Below are 17,389 nucleotides of genomic sequence, written 5' to 3'. Positions count from 1 at the left end.
TCGCCAGAATGAAACGCATCGTGCGCTTCGTCGGCGTGCGCGTGCTGCTTGCGCTCGTCACGCTGTGGCTTCTGTCGATGATCGTCTTCGCGGGCGGCCAGCTTCTGCCCGGCGATGTCGGCCGCGCGATTCTCGGTCCGCTCGCCGACGCGCGCGCGGTCGCGGCGCTCAATCATCAGCTCGGCGTCAACAGGCCGCTCGTCACGCAGTACGTCGGCTGGATCACGCATTTCCTGCGCGGCGACATGGGCGAGTCCTATGCGTTCCGCGCGCCGGTCGCGCCATTCATCGGGGCGGCGCTGTGGAATTCGGCGAAGCTCGGCGCGCTCGCATTCGTGGTGGTCGTGCCGCTCGGCATCGCGGGCGGCGTGTATGCGGCGCTGCACGCGGGGCGCTTCATCGACCGCATCATCAGCATCGGCGGGCTGACGGCGACGGTCGTCCCGGAGTTCGTGTCGTCGATCGTGCTGATCCTGATCTTCGGCGTGTGGCTGCAATGGCTGCCGATCGAGGCCACCGCGCCCGCCAACGCGAACTTTCTCGTGCAACTGAAGCATCTCGTTCTGCCCGTGCTGCCGCTCGTCTTCGTGTTCTTCGGCTATATCGCACGGATGGCGCGCGCCGGCACCGTCGAAGCGCTCGATGCCGACTACACGCGCACCGCCATTCTCAAGGGCCTGCCGCGCCGTATCGTGATCTTCCGGCACGTGCTGCGCAATGCGCTGCTGCCGACGGTGACGGTCGCCGCGACGCAGCTCGGCTACATGATCGGCGGGCTGGTCGTCGTCGAGACGCTGTTCCACTATCAGGGCATCGGTTCGCTCATCTACGGCGCCGCGAAGGCCAAGGATTTTCCGATGCTCGAAGCGGGCGTGCTGACCATCGGCGTGATCTATACGGCGGCGAATCTGATCGCCGATGCCCTCTACGTCGTGCTCAATCCGCGGCTGCACACGGGAGGCGCGCGATGAGCACCGCCACCGCGTCGGCTCCTAGACCGCGCCGCTTCGACGCGCTCGGCGCGCTGCTGCGTTCGGGCACGTTCGACTTCGGCGTGCTGATCCTGCTGTCCTGGATCGTGTGCGCGCTGTTCGGCCACTGGCTCGTGCCGCTCGACCCCTACGCCTCCGATCCGCTCAACTCGCTCGCGCCGCCCTCGCCGGAGCACTGGTTCGGCACCGATCAGCTGGGCCGCGATGTCTTCGCGCGCGTGATCGTCGGCTCGCGCGACATTCTCACCATCGCGCCGCTCGCGACGCTCATCGGCACGGCGGCGGGCACGGCCATCGGGCTGATCGTCGGCTATTTCGGCGGCTGGGTCGATGCGGTCATCGGCCGTGTCACCGATGCGCTGCTCGCGCTGCCGCTCGTGATCGTCGCGCTGCTGGCGCTCGCGGCGGTCGGCGCGAGCAACGCAACCGTGATTCTCGTGATCGGCCTCACCTTCGCGCCGATCACCGCGCGCACCGTGCGCGCCGCCGTGCTCGGCGAGCGCCATCTGGACTACGTGCTCGCGGCGCAATTGCGCGGCGAGAACGCGTTCTACATCATGTTCGCGGAGATATTGCCGAACGTGCTGCCGCCGATCGTCGTCGAGGCGACGGTGCGGCTCGGTTACGCGATCTTCGCGGTCGCGACGCTCTCCTTTCTCGGCTTCGGCATTCAGCCGCCTTCCGCCGACTGGGGCCTCGCGCTATCTGAGAGCTACACGCTGATGGCGGGCGGCGCGTGGTGGACCGTGGTGTTCGACGCCGCCGCGATCGCGTCGCTGGTGATCGCCGTCAATCTCGTCGCGGATGCCGTGCAAGGAGTGCTCGACCGATGAACGGACCGCCGCCATCGGCATTCCCCGCGTTCGGCGCCGCCAAGGGCGATCAGGCCGACGCGCTGACGGTCGTCGGCCTGACCGTCGCCTATCGCGCGCGCGGACACGAACGCGAAGTGCTGCAGGACATAAGCTTGCGCGTGCGGCGCGGCGAAGCGTACGGGCTCGTCGGCGAATCGGGCTGCGGCAAGTCAACGGCCGCCCTCGCGATGCTGCGCTATCTGCCGCGCAACGGCCGCGTCAAGGCGGGGCGCATCACGATCGGCGGCCGCGATGTCGCCACGCTTCATGCCGATGCGTTGCGCGGCCTGCGGGCGAACGCCGTATCGATGGTCTATCAGGACCCTGGCCGTGCGCTGAATCCGTCGCTCACCATCGCGCGACAGGTGTCCGAAGCATTCGAAGCGGCGGGCGCATCCGCGAACGAGGCGCTGTCGCGCACCGCCGACATGCTGCGCCGCGTGCGGATCGCATCGCCTGCGCGGGTGATGGAGAGCTATCCGCATCAGCTGTCGGGCGGGATGCAGCAGCGCGTCGTGATCGCGATGGCGCTCGCGTGCAATCCCGAACTGCTGATTCTCGACGAACCGACGACCGGCCTCGACGCCACGGTGGAAGCCGAAGTGCTCGATCTGATCGCGCAGTTGCGGGCGGAACTGGGCACGGCCGTGCTCTTCATCAGCCACAACCTCGCGGTGATCGGGCGCATGTGCGACCGTGTCGGCGTGCTGTATGCGGGCAAGCTCGTCGAAGAAGGCGCGACCGCCGATGTCTTCGCGAAGCCTCGTCATCCGTACACGGTCGGCCTTCTGCGATGCCTGCCCACGCGCGGCCGCAGCAAGGAAAACGGCCGTCTCGACACGATCCCCGGTTCGCTGCCGCTGCCGGGATCGATTGCGCAAGGCTGCGTGTTCGCGCCGCGTTGCAAGCTCGCCGACGAGCGCTGCGTGAAGGATGCGCCGCCGCCCTATCGCGTGGCGTCGCTGCACGGCGATCAGATGGCGCGCTGCCATTACCACGAGCGCGCGCAGGATTTGCCGCGCTCCACGGCCGAAACGCCCGCGCCCGTCGCTGTGCCTGTCGATGAACCGGTGCTCGCGCTGTCCGCGCGCCATCTCTCGAAGACCTTCCGCGTCGGCGACGAAGACGTCCGCGCGGTCCACGATGTATCGCTCGATCTCGTGCAGGGCGAAACGCTCGGGCTCGTCGGCGAATCGGGCAGCGGCAAGACGACGCTCGCGAAACTCCTGCTCGGTCTCGTCGCCCCGGACAAGGGCGCGACGCTCGAACTCGATGGCGAGCCGTTGCCGGAACGTGTCACGCGCCGCAGCGGCGAGCAGGTCAAGTCGCTGCAGATCGTGTTCCAGAATCCCGATTCGGCGCTGAATCGGGCGCATTCGGTGCGGCGGCTGATTGCGCGGTCGCTGTCGAAGCTCGCCGCGCTGCGCGGCGAAGCGAAGGAAACGCGCCTGCACGCGCTGACCGAAGCGGTGCGCTTGCCGGAACGCTATCTCGGCTCGCGCACGCGGCAGCTGTCGGGCGGATTGAAGCAGCGTGTCGCCATTGCGCGGGCGTTCGCGGGCGATCCGCGCGTCGTCGTCTGCGACGAACCGACTTCCGCGCTCGACGTCTCGGTGCAGGCCGCGATCCTCAATCTGCTCGCCGATCTGCAGCGCGAGCGGCGCGTGAGCTACGTGTTCATCTCGCACGACCTGAACGTCGTGCGCTATCTGTCGGATCGCATCGCGGTGCTCTATCTCGGACGCATCATGGAGATCGGCCGCGCCGCCGATGTCTTCGATGGCCCGCAGCATCCGTACACCGAAGCGTTGCTGTCGTCGGCGCCGTCGCTCGACGAGGCGCGGGCGGGCAGCGAGCGCATCCGCCTGTCGGGCGACTTGCCGAGCGCGGCGAACCCGCCTTCCGGCTGCGTGTTTCATACGCGATGCCCGCGCAAGATCGGCGACATGTGCGAGCGCGAGACGCCGCCTTGCCGCGATGCGGGCAACGGCCACGAGATTCACTGCCACATCCCGGTCGACGAATTGCGGGCGCTTCAATCGCGGGAAAAGGCCGTCTGAAACGACGCGGGCCGGAACCAAAGCGCGTCCGATGTCTCTCATTGGTTACACAAAACAATGAGGACGCTCATGAAGAAATACGCTCTCTCGCTCGCCGCTTCCCTCGCGCTCGGCGCTGGCGTTTCCGCTCACGCGCAGTCAACGCCCGCGCCGGGCGCATCGGACCCGTCGTTCTCGGCGTGGTCGCTCGCTCAGCAGTGCGGTCAGAAAAGCGACAACGCCGCGCAAGGCCAGTGCGTCGGCGCGGTGCGCGGCATCGTGCGGGGCTATCAGTACGGCGTGTTGTTCCTGTCGCAACGCGCATCGCTCGCGGATACGGAGACGAAGCGCGTGTCGCTGTGCTTGACGAACACGTCGGTGTCGTCGATCGTCAACGACTTCCTCGCCGATGCAAAGCAGGTCAGCGAAGCCGATCTGCGGCGCACGCCGGCCGAAGTCGCGGTGCTAGGCTCGGTGCATGCACATCATGCGTGCTCCTAAAGCATCTCCAGCCCGCGCTTCACCTTCGGCGGCTTGAACTGCTTATCGATATCCGCGAGTTCGTCCGTCAACAAGCGGATATCGAGCGCGGCGCGGTTTTCGCGGACATGCGCAATATCGGCGGCTTTGGGTATCGCGAAAACGCCCGGCTGCTGCAAGACCCACGCGAGCGCCACCTGAAACGCCGACACGCCGCGGGATGCGGCGATCTTCTCCAGCACCCCGCCGCGCGGCAGACGCGCATGATCGACGGGGCTGTATGCCATCGCCGGCAGCCGATGTTCGCGCAGCCACGGCAACAGATCGAACTCCGGCACGCGGCGCGCGACGTTGTACAGAATCTGGTTGGTCGCGCACGCATCGCCGCCATCGAGCGCGAAGAGTTCCTCCATGTCGTCCGTGTCGAAGTTGCTCACGCCCCAGTGACGAATCTTGCCGTCGCGCTTCAGTTTCTCGAAGCCCGCGACCACGCCGGCCAGGTCCTCGCCGCCGCGCCAGTGCAGCAGGTAGAGGTCGATGCGATCGGTCAACAAGCGCCTGAGGCTCCGCTCGCACGCGGCCTGCACGCCGCGCTCGGTGCCGTTATGCGGATAGACCTTGCTCACGATGAAGATGTCGTCGCGCCTGTCCGATAACGCCTCCGCGATGAGCTTTTCGCTTTCGCCATCGCCATACATCTCGGCCGTATCGATGAGTGTCATTCCGAGTTCGACGCCCTCGCGCAGCGCGGCGATCTCCGCCCTGCGCGCATTCGGGCGCTCGCCCATTTCCCAGGTGCCCTGACCGAGCTTCGGAATCGCTTCGCCGTCCGGCAGTTCGACGGCAGGTAACGCGTTCGCCATGAGGAGCCTCCTTGTGTGCCGCCGATTATGGCGCAAGGCGTCTTCTCATGCCGTCACACGATCTCGACGATCAACGGCCCGAGCAGCGTCAGCAGCACGTTCGCAAGCGCATACGTGACGGCGAACGCCGCCGTCGGCGCCGGGCTTTCCGCCTTGTCGAGCACGCCGCCGAACGCCGGATTGGCGCTGCGCGATCCCGACAGCGCGCCCGCGAAGATCGCCGCGTTGTCGTAGCGCAGCACGTAACGCCCGAAGAGCATCGTCAGCAGCAGCGGAAACAGCGTGACGAACACGCCGAGCAGGAAGATCGTGAGGCCGCTCTGCTTTACCGTGACCACCGCCTGCAAGCCCGAATTCAGCCCGACGACCGCCACGAACGCGGCCAGCCCGAAGTCCTTCAGCAATTGCGACGCGGCGGGCGGCATCACTCCGTACATCGGATGCTTGCCGCGCATCCAGCCGAACACGAGCCCCGCGAGCAGGCAGCCGCCGCCCGAACCGAGCGTGACCGGAATGCCGCCCACGCGCACGACGACCAGTCCGATCAGCAGCCCGACGACGATACCCACGCCCATGTAGATGAAGTCGGTCTTGTCGGAGTACGGCAGTTCGTAGCCGGCTGCATCGACGGCGCGTTTCGTGTCCTGCGGCGACCCGTAGAAGGTGATGACATCGCCATGCTCGAGGCGCGTTTCGGGCAGCGCGGGCAGCGGCATCCCGGCGCGCGTGACGGCCTGCACGTAGACGCCGTGGCGCATGGCGCGATCGACGGTTGCGCGCACGGCTCGCATCGTCCAGTGATTCATGCCGCGCATCGCGAATACGCCCCGGCGTGTTTGCATCACGACGCTGACGCCGTCGGTGTCCGCGACTTCGTCGCCGATCTGCGCCGCTGCGCCGGCCATCACCTCGCGCCGCCCGACGACGAGCACGATATCGCCCGGCTCGAGCGTCACGTCCGGCTGCGGTTCGATCGCATGGCCCGCGCGCCGGATGCGCTCGATGGTGATCGCGTCCTGTTCGTCCATTTCGATGTCCGCGACCGTGCGTCCTGCCGCGCCTGCGCCGCCCGCCCCGCCTCCCGTCACGCGATACGTCCGCCCGACGAGCGGCGGCAGCGCCGAAACCTGCCCGGGCGCGGGTCCGCCGATGCCGCCCGCAAGCGACTTCTCGGCTTCGATCGACGCTTCCTTCAGTCCCTGTCCCATGAACTTCGGCAGGATATTCACGCATACGACGATGGCGCCGAGCGAGCCGAACACATAAGTGACTGCATAGGCGATGGCGACATCCGCCTGCAGCGCCTTCGTCTCTGCCGCCGACAACCCGAGCCGCGCGATGGCGTCCCCCGCGGTGCCGATGATCGCCGATTGCGTCAGCGCCCCGCCCGCCAGCCCCGCCGCAAGGCCCTTGTTCAGTCCGAAGAGTTTCGCGCAGACGACCACCGTGGCGAGCGCGCTGACGGCGAGAAAGACGGCCATCGCCATTTCGCGCAGCGTCCGCCGGTTCAGCGAGTTGAAGAACTGCGGCCCCGAGTCGTAGCCGACCGCATAAATGAACACGGCAAACATCACCGACTTCACGCCGTTGTCGATCTGCACGCCGGCCTGACTCACGACCACCGCCGCAAGCAGCGATCCGCCGACGCCGCCCAACTGGAACTTGCCGAAGTTGATCTGGCCGATCAGATACCCCGCCGCGAGCGACAAGAACAGCGCGCTCTCCGGCGACTTCTGGAAAACATGATGGAGCCAGTCCACTGCGCCCTCCCGGTAGCGGCCGAATCGTTCACCCGAGCCTGCTCACGAGCCCGACGACGAGCGGGCCGAGCAACGGCAACAGCACGTTCGAAATCGCGTAGGTGATGGTGTAGCCGATGACCGGCGTCGAGTTACCCGTCACGCCGACGAGCGCGCTGATCGCCGGCGTGCTGCATTGCTGGCCGGCGATCGCGCCGAGCAGCATCGGCACTTCGAGCTTGAGCAGCAGGCGGCCGACGAGAAGCGATGCGATCGCCGGCCCGAGCGTGATGGCGATGCCCGCGATCGGCAGCGCGACGCCGAACTCGCGGATCAGCCGCACCGCGTCCGCCCCCGCCGACAGCCCGACCGCCGCGATGAAGGTGCACAAGCCGAAGTCCTTCAGAATTTGCGCCGCCGCCGACGGCAACGAGCCGATCAGCGGATACCGCGAGCGAATCCAGCCGAACACGAGCCCTGCCAGCAGACAGCCGCCGCCCGTGCCGAGCGACACGTCGATGCCGCCGACCTGCGCCGACAGCCGCCCGATCGCCATGCCGACCAGCACGCCGATCCCGAGGAACACGAAGTCCGTCTTCTGCGTCGCACGGACGATGTAGCCGAGCTTCGCCGCGCCGCGCGCCACGTCCGCCTTCGCGCCGACGAGCGTCAGCACGTCGCCGCGCTGCACTTGCGTGCCCGGCAACGCGGGAATGGTGCTGTCGAGGCGCGTCACGGCGGCGACGTAGACGCCCCGCCCTTCCGCCGGATTCGCGCGGGCCCGCGCCTGCGCGAGCGTCAGTCCGTGCATCGCGCGGTTCGTGAGCATCACGTCAACTTTCTCGACGAAGACATCCGGGCCGCCGTTGGTGAAGACTTCCTCGCCGATCGACGGAATCGCGTCAACGAGCGCCCCGCGCCGCCCCGCGATCACGATGCGATCGCCCGCCTTCAGCGCGACGGCCGGTTGCGCCTTGACGACGGACCGCTCGCGCATCACCCGCTGCACGCTGATCTCGTGCCCGAAACGCTTCTCCAGTTCGCCGATGCCGAGCCCGGCGGCCGCCGTCACCTTCAGTTCCCGCGCGGCGAGCGGCGATACGGCGGGCGTCTGACCTTCGGCGAGCGCGCCGTCGCCGCCGAGCTGACGCCATACGCGCTCGGCCTGGTCACGCAGATTCACACGGAGGATGAGCGGCGCAATCTGACTCACGAACAGCACGATGGCGACGAGCCCGAACAGATAACTCACGCTGTAGGCGGTCACGATGTTGGCCTGAAGGCGCGCGGTTTCAGCCGGAGGCAGCCCGAGCCGCGCCACGGCCTCGGATGCGGTGCCGATCACCGCCGATTCCGTCGCGCCGCCGGCGAGCAATCCGGCCGCGGTGCCGGCATCGAGCTTAAGCGCCGCCGCGATGCCGAGCACAAGCGCAACCACGACGATTACCTCGACAAACGACAGCGCTCCATAGCGCCAGCCGCGCCCGATGTTCGCGAAGAATTGCGGGCCGCCCGTGAATCCGAGCGCGAAGATGAAAAGCGCGAACGCGATGTTCTTCAGGTCCGGCGATATGCGCGCGCCGCTTTGGCCGAGTATCAGCGCGACGATCAGCGTGCCGCAGACGCCGCCCAATTGAATGGGCCCGAACTTCAACGACCCAATGAAAAAGCCTATTGCCAGGCTGGCGAACAGCGCTATTTCCGGCTGGGCCGCGAGTAGTTGCCAAAGCATGGTGCGTTTATCCCGTTTGAGTTCCCGACCACGAAGCCGACTTGCACCGGGCCTGGAATGCTAGTAAGTCGCTGCCAGCTACGCGGCTTTTAGCTATCGGCTTGCGTTTCCCTTAATTAAAAACTCGAGGCGAAAATTAGATGGCAGTCTGTTCCCGAAGTAGACGCGGCGACTATCAACGAAAACTGGAAATTTCAATTAAGCAGAATCACCACTTAACACCAAGCACATTTCAACTGGCACAGGCCGCTATCTAAATAGCACTATTACAAGACACTTTCTATGATTAAGTAATAAATACTACCAATTGACGGTTTATCGACATTTTTTATTTCTTTGCTAGCCACCATCCAGATTATAAATTTCATTTCGGCAAATATTCCCGTCAACTGAAGAATTGTTAATCTGATATTGCAATATCTTCGTTCTGTCAATATTATGCGTACAAGCATCTCAAAACCGGGCGACTCGCAAAGCCTCGCGTGCCGCCCATATTCAACGCGGCACAACCGAGAGAGGGCCAGACGATGAATCAGATCCATGCTATGCGCGTCTTCGTTCGCGTGGCGGACACGGAAAGTTTTCGGCGTGCCGCGCAGCAACTCGATGTATCGAATGCGCTCGTCACTCGCGCAATTGCGATGCTAGAAGCGCACCTCAGAACTCGCCTTATTAACCGGACAACCCGCAATCTCTCATTGACCGAAGCAGGCACCCGCTATTTGGAAGGATGCCGCGCATTACTGGAAGAACTCGATCATCTCGAATCGGCGGTCACGCATACCGAGGGTGAACCGAGTGGCACGCTGCGTGTGGTCGCATCGAGCGCGCTTTCATTACTCACATTGACGCCGCTCATCGACGGTTTCCGCAAGCTGTATCCGAAGGTGAACGTGCGCCTTACACTGGCCGAGCGTCACGTCGATCTTGTCGAGGACGGTTATGACGTCGGCATCGTCGCGGCGTTCATGGTCACGAGCACCGCGCTGGTCGAGCGGCCCATCGGCGTGAACGCGCTGATACCGGTCGCGACGCCCGAGTTCGTGGCCGAGCACGGCCTTCCGGCTTCGCCGTCGGACCTGCAGACGATGCCCTCCGTCGGGCTGCCGAACGACATTCGCAGTTCGTCGTGGCACTTCCGGCATCGGCTCGGTTCGTCGGAACAGGTGACGCTCTCGCCGGTCTACTCGGTCAACAGCGCGCTGATGGTGCGGCTCGCGACGCTGCGCGGCATGGGCTTTTCGGTGCTGCCGGAGGGCATCGTGGCCGGCGACATCCGCGACGGCACGCTCGTGCGCCTCTTGCCCGACTATTTCGTCGATGATCCGGAGATGAAGCTGTCGATCGTCTATCCGGGCCGTCAGTATCTGCCCGCGAAGACGCGCTTCTTCATCGACTATGCGCTGGAGAAGCTGACCAAGGAGATCAATTCCGGCAATACGCGGCCGGACGAGATGTTCCGCCAGCCGCCGACGGGCTTTCAGCCTTCCGCCGCGAATGGCGGAGCCGGCGCGCCGACCACTCACTGAACGCTCGCGTTCGGCTGACTTCGAGCCGGCGCGAGTTCCGTAACGAACCCGCTGCCGGCCCGAACGATGACAGAACCCGACGCAAGCACCACCCCACGCCTCATTCTCTTCAGCACCCGCCAGTACGACGCCGATACCTTCGCCCAGGCGAACGAAGCATTCGGCGTCGCACTGGACTTCCAGGAAGCGCATCTCGATGCGCAAACCGCCATTCTCGCGCAGGGCTTCACGGCGGTGTGCCCGTTCGTCAACGACAGCCTCGACGAAACCGTCCTCGAAAAGCTGCACGCGGGCGGCACGCGGCTCATCGCATTGCGCTCCGCAGGCTTCAATCATGTCGATCTGAACGCGGCGAAGCGGCTCGGCGTCACGGTGACGCGCGTGCCGGCCTATTCACCGCACGCGGTCGCGGAACATGCGGCCGGCATGATTCTCACGCTCAATCGCCGGTTTCATCGCGCGGTGGCGCGCACGCGCGAAGGCGACTTCTCGCTCAACGGCCTGCTCGGCTTCGATCTCCACGGCAAGACGGTCGGCGTGATCGGCACGGGCATCATCGGGCGCGTGTTCGGCACGATCATGGCGGGCTTCGGCATGCGAGTCCTCGCCCACGATCCCGGCCCGCCCGCGCAGGATCTGCTCGATCGCGGCGCGCGCTATGTCGAGCTCGACGACCTGCTCGCGCAATCGGACATCGTTTCGCTGCACTGCCCGCTTCTGCCGTCAACGTATCACCTGATCGACGCGCGGGCGCTTGCCCGCATGAAGCGCGGGGCGATGCTCATCAACACCGGGCGCGGCGGGCTCGTCGAAAGCAATGCGCTGATCGGCGCGCTGAAAAGCGGCCAGCTCGGGCATCTCGGCCTCGACGTGTACGAGGAAGAAGGCGGCCTGTTCTTCGAAGATCACTCGGATCGCCTGCTTCAGGACGATGTCCTCGCGCGGCTGCTCACGTTCCCGAACGTCATCATCACGGCGCATCAGGCGTTCTTCACGCGCGAGGCGCTGATGGAGATCGCGCAGACGACGCTCGGCAACGTGAAGGCGTGGGCCGAAGGCGCGCCGCGCAATGTGGTCAACGCATAGGCGAACCGCAGCCTCATACCTCGTCGTATTCGGCGCTCGTTTCGCCGGGCGCGGCGCACATCGCGCGCAGCAGGCCGGCTTCGCGCTCGTGCACTTCCACCGGCATGCAGAGCGCGCCCGCATGCGCCAGATAGCGCGCGCGATGCTGCCCGTTGCGAAACGCGACGACGCCCTCGCGATGCACGCCCAGGAGTCCGAGCAGCCCGCCCGAGCGCCGCACGCTGATGGTCACGTAGGGCATCTCCGGCACGCGCGGGTTATCGGGATCGAGGAACTCGCGAATGCCGCGCACCTTGCCGGCGTGCCAGTCGTCGACGGCCTTGAGCACGTAGTCGGTGTCGTCGCGGTCGGCGCATTGCAGCAGCTTCCTCACATCGACGAGGACGACCTCATGGCGCGAACCGGCATCGGCGAAGACCCGCTTCAGGCGCACGAAGTCGTACTGCGGGTGGCTCCTCAGCCTGACGATCCAGACCGCTTCCGCAGCGGCCGGCGCTACCATCGTGTCCATTTCGGCTTCACCAGAAAAATCGCCATGCGGCGCGAGCACCGTCGCGCAAGGAACAGCGCGGTCCGACAAGACAACAGACAACAACTCAACACACTTTTACACCGTAGCCGGTCTTCGTGAAAGCGGCATGACGGGCACGTCACGTGCTTTGTTGCGTGGACTGAACACTCGAGGGCCAACGTGCAGGCAACGCAGCACACACGGCGACCCGTGGACACTTCATCCGATCTCATCGTCGCGCGTCCGGAAGGCTTGTACTGTCCGCCGGGAGGCTTCTATATCGATCCCTGGCGGCCCGTCGAGCGCGCCATCATCACGCACGCCCACGCGGATCACGCCCGCTTCGGGCACGCGCGCTATCTCGCGGCCGAAGCCGGCGTGAGCGTGCTGCTGTCGCGGCTGCCGGGCATCGACGTGCAAGGGCTGCCCTACGGCGAACGCATCGACGTGAACGGCGTGCGGGTATCGCTGCATCCGGCGGGGCATGTGCTCGGCTCGGCGCAAGTGCGCGTGGAGCACGGCGGGCGCGTATGGGTCGCGTCCGGCGATTACAAGGTCGAGCCCGATCCGACCTGCGCGCCGTTCGAGCCGGTGCGCTGCGATACGTTCATCACCGAATCGACGTTCGGATTGCCGATCTATCGATGGGAGCCGTCGCAGGCCGTGTTCCACGGCATCGATTCATGGTGGCGGCATAACGCGAGCCAGGGCCGGGCGTCCGTGCTCTTCTGCTATTCGTTCGGCAAGGCGCAGCGGCTTCTCGCGGGCATCGACGCGGCCATCGGCCCGATCTTCTGTCACGGCGCCGTCGAGCCGCTCAATCGCGCGTATCGCGAGGCGGGCGTCGCGTTGCCGGATACGCGGCTCGTCAGCGAGATCGCCGCGCGCGACAAGGCCGCGTTCAAGGGCGCGCTGATCGTCGCGCCGCCTTCGGCGCAAGGCAGCACGTGGATGCGCCGCTTCGGCGATTACAGCGATGCCTTCGCCTCCGGCTGGATGCGTCTGCGCGGCACGCGGCGGCGCAAGGGCGTGGATCGCGGCTTCGTGCTGTCGGATCACGCGGACTGGCCCGGCCTGCAGACCGCGATCGGCGCGACGGGAGCGGAACGCGTGATCGTCACGCACGGCCAGATCGAGCCGATGGTGCGATGGCTCTGCGAGCAAGGCCTCGACGCGGGCGCTTTCAGGACCGAATACGGCGACGACGCGATCGAAGCCGATACCGCCACGAGCGAAGCCACCGCACAGACGCCATCGCAATGAGACGCTTCGCGACGCTCTATACCGCGCTCGACGCGACGACATCGACCAACGAAAAGCTCGAGGCGCTGATCGCGTATTTCTCCGGGGCGGAGCCCGAAGACGCGGCGTGGGCGTCGTATTTTCTGGCGGGCGGCAAGCCGCGCCAGTCGGTGCCGACGCGCCTCATGATCGAGTTCGCCCGCGAGCGCGCGGGGCTTCCGGAATGGCTTTTCGAAGAGTCGTATCAGGCGGTCGGCGATCTGGCCGAGACCATCGCGCACGTTCTGCCGCCGCCCGAACGCGAGTCGGAGCTGGGGCTTGCGCAATGGATCGAGGATCGCGTGCTGACGCTGCGCGGCGCGAATCCCGACGAACTGCGCGAGCGGCTCGTCGGCTACTGGAACGAGTTGAACGGGAGCGAGCGCTTCCTGCTGACGAAGCTGATCGGCGGCGGCTTTCGCGTGGGCGTCGCGCGGCAACTGGTCGTGCGGGCGCTCGCGGAAGTGGCGGGCGTCGACCACAAGCGCATCGCGCAACGCATGGTCGGCTGGACCGATTCGCGGCAAGCGCCCAGCGCCGCGCGTTATCTGCGGCTGATCGCGCCCGCGGCCGAAGGCGATGACGTCGATACCCCGCACGAAAGCGACCTCGGCCTGCCCTATCCGTTCTTTCTCGCGCATCAGTTGCAGGCCGAACCGGCGACGCTGGGAACGCCCGCCGACTGGATCGCCGAATGGAAGTGGGACGGGATTCGCGCGCAACTGGTGAAGCGCGGCGGCCGCGTCTGGATCTGGTCGCGCGGCGAAGACCTGCTGACCGAGCGCTTTCCGGAACTGGCTGCGCTCGGCGCGTCGCTTCCGGACGGCACGGTGATCGACGGCGAAATCCTCGCGTGGGAACCGGGCGCGACGATGCCGCTGCCGTTCGCCCGGCTCCAGCCGCGCATCACCCGCAAGTCGCTGACGAAGAAAGTGCTCGCCGATTCCCCCGCCGCGCTGCTCGCCTACGACCTGCTCGAAGCCGATGGCCGCGATTTGCGCACCGAGCCGCTGCACGCGCGCCGCGCGAAGCTGGATGCGCTCGCGCGGGAGCTGTCGGTGGATCTGCTGCGCGTATCGCCGGTCGTCGAGGAATCGGACTGGTCCGCGCTTGCCGCGTTGCGCGAGGAAAGCCGCGCGCGCGGCGTCGAAGGGCTGATGCTGAAAGAGCGCGATTCGATGTACGGCGTCGGCCGCACGAAGGCTTCCGGCACCTGGTGGAAGTGGAAGATCGACCCCTATTCCGTCGATGCCGTCCTGCTCTACGCGCAGCCCGGTCACGGCCGGCGCGCGAGCCTCTACACCGATTTCACCTTCGCCGTCTGGGACGAAGCCGACGGCGTGCGCACGCTGGTCCCGTTCGCGAAGGCCTATTCCGGCTTGACCGATGAAGAAATGCGCCAGGTCGACGCCATCGTGCGCAAGACGACCGTCGAGAAATTCGGCCCGGTGCGCAGCCTCACACCGACGCTCGTGTTCGAGATCGGCTTCGAGGGCATCCAGGCGAGCCCGCGCCACAAGTCGGGCATCGCGGTGCGCTTTCCGCGGATGCTGCGCTGGCGTACGGACAAGTCCATCGAGGATGCCGATACGCTCGATCTGCTGAAAGGCTTCCTGAACGAGGCGGTGGCATGACCGTCCCCGACGACGACCTGCAAGACATCGCGCCGCCCGACGCAGCCAGCCGCGCACGCCGCCGCGCGCCGCGTCCGCGCCGCGTGCCGCGCACGCAGGCGGCGCAGGCCAAGCTCGATGCCGCCGCCGAAACGTTCAGACCCGCGCCCTTCGCCTGCGACCCCATCGAAGCCGCGAAACCGATGGACGAGCGCATCGCGCGATGGTTCGGCGAGCGCGGCTGGCAGCCCTTTCCGTTTCAGCGCGAAGTCTGGCGGGAAGTGCAGCGCGGCGCGAGCGGCCTGCTTCACGCGACGACCGGCGCGGGCAAGACCTGGGCGATCTGGCTCGGCGCGCTCGCGGCGTTCGCAAGCCCGCCGAAGGGAAAGCGCAAAGCGGCAGACAGGGCCGCGCTCCCCGCTCCGCTCACGGTGTTGTGGATCACGCCGATGCGCGCGCTCGCCGCCGATACCGCCCGCGCGCTGCAAACCGCCGTCACGGCGCTGTCTGCGCCCTGGACCGTCGGGCTGCGCACGGGCGATACGTCGTCGACGGAACGCGCGAGGCAGAATCGCCGGATGCCGTCCGCGCTCGTGACGACGCCCGAGAGCCTCACGCTGATGCTGACGCGCGCCAACGCTCGCGACGAGCTATCGCACGTGCGGCTCGTCGTCATCGACGAATGGCACGAGCTGCTCGGCAACAAGCGCGGCACGCAGACCCAGCTCGCGCTCGCACGCCTGGCCCGCTGGCGGCCCGATCTGCAGGTGTGGGGCTTGTCCGCGACGCTCGGCAATCTCGCGCTCGCGCACGATGCGCTGCTGCACAGCGTGACGACACCGCGCGTCGTCGTGCGCGGCGCGCAGCCGAAAACGCTCGTCGTCGATACGCTGATTCCCGACACCATCGAGCGGTTTCCGTGGGGCGGGCATCTGGGCGTGCGCCAGGTCGGACCCGTCGCCGATGAGATCGAGCACGCGCAAAGCTCGCTCGTCTTCACCAACACGCGCTCGCAGTCGGAAGTCTGGTATCGCGCGCTGCTCGATCTTCGTCCGGATTGGGCGGGGCTGATCGCGCTGCATCACGGCTCGCTCGACAAGGAAGTGCGCGACTGGGTCGAACTCGGGCTCAAGAACGGGCAGCTGAAGGCGGTTGTCTGCACGTCCAGTCTCGATCTCGGTGTCGATTTCCTGCCGGTGGACCGCGTGTTTCAGATCGGTTCGCCGAAGGGCGTCGCACGCCTCATGCAGCGCGCCGGACGATCCGGCCATGCGCCGGGCCGTGTGTCGCGCGTGACGATCGTGCCGACGCACGCGCTCGAACTCGTCGAAGCGGCGGCGGCGCGCTGGGCGATCGAAGCGCATCGCATCGAAGGGCGCGACATGCCGAAGAAGCCGCTCGACGTGCTCGTGCAGCATTTGGTGACGGTGGCGATCGGCGGCGGCTTCGCGCCCGGCGAGATGCTCGACGAAGTCCGCACGGCTTATGCGTATCGCGATCTGACGCAGGCGGAATTCGACTGGGCGCTCGCGTTCGTCGAGCGCGGCGGGGCGTCGCTGGCGGCGTATCCGGACTATCACCGCGTCGTCGCGGGCGAGGACGGCGTGTATCGCGTGCCGCGCGAGGATCTCGTGCGGCGGCATCGCAACAACGTCGGGACGATCGTCGCCAATGCGACCATCAACGTCGCCTACATGACGGGCGGGCGCATCGGCGCGATGGAGGAATCATTCATCTCGCGCATGAAGCCCGGCGATGTCTTCACCTTCGGCGGCCGCGCGCTCGAACTGATTCGCGTGCGGGACATGACGGCCTATGTGAAGCGCGCGACGTCCTCGCGCGGCGCGATGCCGCAATGGGCGGGCAGCAAGATGCCGCTGTCGTCGGAACTGGCGGAAGCGGCGCTCGTCATGCTCGCGCGCGCGAACGACGGCATCTACGACGAGCCCGAGATGCAGGCCGTCAGGCCGCTGCTCGATCTTCAGGCGAAGTGGTCGGCGCTGCCGGGACCGGGCGTGCTGGTCGTCGAGGCGGTGCGATCGCGCGAGGGGCATCACTTCTTCTGTTATCCGTTCGCCGGGCGCATGGCGCATATCGGCCTCGGGTCGCTGATCGGATGGCGGGTCGCGCGCGATCAGCCGAGCACCTTCTCCATCTCGATGAACGATTACGGCTTCGAGTTGCTGTCGGCCAAGCCGTTCGACTGGGAAACGCTGATCGCCGACGGCCTCTTTTCCCCCGACGATCTGGAGCACGACATTCTCGCGAGCCTCAACGCGTCAGAGTTGTCGGCGCGGCGGTTTCGCGAGATCGCGCGGGTGTCGGGGCTGATCTATCAGGGGCATCCGGGCCAGCAGAAAAGCGCGCGGCAGTTGCAGGCGTCGAGCGGGCTCTTCTACGAGGTGTTCCGCAAGCACGATCGCGGCAATCTGCTGCTCGCGCAGGCCGATCAGGAAGTGATGCTGCAGGAGCTCGAAATGCGCCGCCTGCGCGATGCGCTCGTGCGCATGAGCGAGAGCCGGCTCGCGTTCACGCGCCCGAAGAAACCGACGCCGTTCGCGTTTCCGCTGATCGTCGCGCGGCTGCGGGAGAAGGTGAGCACGGAGAAGCTGTCGGATCGCGTGGAGCGGATGCTTGCCGATCTCGAGAAGGCGGCGGGGGCTTGAGCAC

General features: G+C 66.6%; 13 protein-coding genes. 9 read left to right on the top strand and 4 right to left on the bottom strand.

Going from position 1 to position 17,389, the window contains the following annotated elements:
- Positions 1–8 precede the first annotated feature (8 nt).
- From P9255_RS22315 to P9255_RS22300, 4 genes are all read left to right on the top strand, one after another.
- Entirely contained in the window at positions 9–971 is a 963-nt protein-coding gene (locus tag P9255_RS22315) for an ABC transporter permease (RefSeq protein WP_309790788.1), read from the top strand.
- Positions 968–1,825: an ABC transporter permease gene (locus tag P9255_RS22310; protein WP_309763169.1), complete on the top strand. Its 858-nt coding sequence runs from the start codon at positions 968–970 to the stop codon at positions 1,823–1,825. The genes P9255_RS22315 and P9255_RS22310 overlap by 4 nt, the downstream gene beginning before the upstream one ends.
- On the top strand, positions 1,822–3,906 hold the full coding sequence (locus tag P9255_RS22305; protein ID WP_309790452.1) for an ABC transporter ATP-binding protein: 2,085 nt from the start codon (positions 1,822–1,824) through the stop codon (positions 3,904–3,906). The genes P9255_RS22310 and P9255_RS22305 overlap by 4 nt, the downstream gene beginning before the upstream one ends.
- Positions 3,907–3,975: 69 nt before the next feature.
- Complete coding sequence (locus P9255_RS22300; RefSeq protein ID WP_309790451.1) at positions 3,976–4,386, top strand: hypothetical protein; 411 nt, start codon at positions 3,976–3,978, stop codon at positions 4,384–4,386.
- On the opposite strand, the gene P9255_RS22295 is transcribed toward P9255_RS22300, so the two are convergent.
- Genes P9255_RS22295 through aspT (P9255_RS22285) form a run of 3 tightly spaced genes read right to left on the bottom strand, consistent with a single transcriptional unit; the run spans position 4,383 to position 8,699 of the window.
- Positions 4,383–5,228: an aldo/keto reductase gene (locus P9255_RS22295; RefSeq protein WP_309790450.1), complete on the bottom strand. Its 846-nt coding sequence runs from the start codon at positions 5,226–5,228 to the stop codon at positions 4,383–4,385. The two genes, P9255_RS22300 and P9255_RS22295, sit on opposite strands and share 4 nt — an antisense overlap.
- A gap of 53 nt (positions 5,229–5,281) precedes the next feature.
- Complete coding sequence (aspT, locus tag P9255_RS22290; RefSeq protein WP_309763173.1) at positions 5,282–6,988, bottom strand: aspartate-alanine antiporter; 1,707 nt, start codon at positions 6,986–6,988, stop codon at positions 5,282–5,284.
- A 28-nt stretch (positions 6,989–7,016) separates the two neighbouring features.
- Positions 7,017–8,699 (bottom strand): aspartate-alanine antiporter, encoded by a 1,683-nt coding sequence (gene aspT, locus P9255_RS22285; RefSeq protein WP_309763175.1) that lies wholly within the window; start codon positions 8,697–8,699, stop codon positions 7,017–7,019.
- A 527-nt stretch (positions 8,700–9,226) separates the two neighbouring features.
- Here aspT (P9255_RS22285) and P9255_RS22280 point away from each other — a divergent pair.
- The gene (locus P9255_RS22280; protein ID WP_309790449.1) at positions 9,227–10,228 is read left to right on the top strand and encodes a LysR family transcriptional regulator; all 1,002 of its coding nucleotides are present in this window, start codon (positions 9,227–9,229) and stop codon (positions 10,226–10,228) included.
- Positions 10,229–10,294: 66 nt separating this feature from the next.
- Positions 10,295–11,314 (top strand): 2-hydroxyacid dehydrogenase, encoded by a 1,020-nt coding sequence (locus P9255_RS22275; protein WP_309790448.1) that lies wholly within the window; start codon positions 10,295–10,297, stop codon positions 11,312–11,314.
- A 13-nt stretch (positions 11,315–11,327) separates the two neighbouring features.
- On the opposite strand, the gene P9255_RS22270 is transcribed toward P9255_RS22275, so the two are convergent.
- Positions 11,328–11,825, bottom strand: a complete 498-nt coding sequence (locus tag P9255_RS22270) for a plasmid fertility inhibition factor family protein (RefSeq protein WP_309763177.1) — start codon at positions 11,823–11,825, stop codon at positions 11,328–11,330.
- Between the two features lie 210 nt (positions 11,826–12,035).
- Here P9255_RS22270 and P9255_RS22265 point away from each other — a divergent pair, with 210 nt between their 5' ends.
- From P9255_RS22265 to P9255_RS22255, 3 genes are read left to right on the top strand one after another with little or no spacing between them, the layout of a single operon-like run.
- The gene (locus tag P9255_RS22265; RefSeq protein WP_309763178.1) at positions 12,036–13,088 is read left to right on the top strand and encodes a ligase-associated DNA damage response exonuclease; all 1,053 of its coding nucleotides are present in this window, start codon (positions 12,036–12,038) and stop codon (positions 13,086–13,088) included.
- Positions 13,085–14,740 (top strand): ATP-dependent DNA ligase, encoded by a 1,656-nt coding sequence (locus P9255_RS22260; RefSeq protein WP_309790447.1) that lies wholly within the window; start codon positions 13,085–13,087, stop codon positions 14,738–14,740. Before P9255_RS22265 ends, P9255_RS22260 begins: the two co-directional genes overlap by 4 nt.
- Positions 14,737–17,385 (top strand): ligase-associated DNA damage response DEXH box helicase, encoded by a 2,649-nt coding sequence (locus tag P9255_RS22255; RefSeq protein WP_309763180.1) that lies wholly within the window; start codon positions 14,737–14,739, stop codon positions 17,383–17,385. Before P9255_RS22260 ends, P9255_RS22255 begins: the two co-directional genes overlap by 4 nt.
- Positions 17,386–17,389: the final 4 nt, after the last annotated feature.

It is taken from the genome of Caballeronia sp. LZ019 (genome assembly GCF_031450825.1).
Lineage (GTDB): Bacteria > Pseudomonadota > Gammaproteobacteria > Burkholderiales > Burkholderiaceae > Caballeronia.
The sequence above is the reverse complement of the archived record's forward strand: the minus strand, read 5'-3'. Positions and strand labels throughout refer to the sequence as shown.

Excerpts from the sequence above, each read along its gene's own strand:
- P9255_RS22315 (WP_309790788.1), top strand. The coding sequence starts at position 9 with ATGAAACGCATCGTGCGCTTCGTCGGCGTGCGCGTGCTGCTTGCGCTC.
- P9255_RS22310 (WP_309763169.1), top strand. The coding sequence starts at position 968 with ATGAGCACCGCCACCGCGTCGGCTCCTAGACCGCGCCGCTTCGACGCG.
- P9255_RS22305 (WP_309790452.1), top strand. The coding sequence starts at position 1,822 with ATGAACGGACCGCCGCCATCGGCATTCCCCGCGTTCGGCGCCGCCAAG.
- P9255_RS22300 (WP_309790451.1), top strand. The coding sequence starts at position 3,976 with ATGAAGAAATACGCTCTCTCGCTCGCCGCTTCCCTCGCGCTCGGCGCT.
- P9255_RS22295 (WP_309790450.1), bottom strand. The coding sequence starts at position 5,228 with ATGGCGAACGCGTTACCTGCCGTCGAACTGCCGGACGGCGAAGCGATT.
- aspT (WP_309763175.1), bottom strand. The coding sequence starts at position 8,699 with ATGCTTTGGCAACTACTCGCGGCCCAGCCGGAAATAGCGCTGTTCGCC.
- P9255_RS22280 (WP_309790449.1), top strand. The coding sequence starts at position 9,227 with ATGAATCAGATCCATGCTATGCGCGTCTTCGTTCGCGTGGCGGACACG.
- P9255_RS22275 (WP_309790448.1), top strand. The coding sequence starts at position 10,295 with ATGACAGAACCCGACGCAAGCACCACCCCACGCCTCATTCTCTTCAGC.
- P9255_RS22270 (WP_309763177.1), bottom strand. The coding sequence starts at position 11,825 with ATGGACACGATGGTAGCGCCGGCCGCTGCGGAAGCGGTCTGGATCGTC.
- P9255_RS22260 (WP_309790447.1), top strand. The coding sequence starts at position 13,085 with ATGAGACGCTTCGCGACGCTCTATACCGCGCTCGACGCGACGACATCG.
- P9255_RS22255 (WP_309763180.1), top strand. The coding sequence starts at position 14,737 with ATGACCGTCCCCGACGACGACCTGCAAGACATCGCGCCGCCCGACGCA.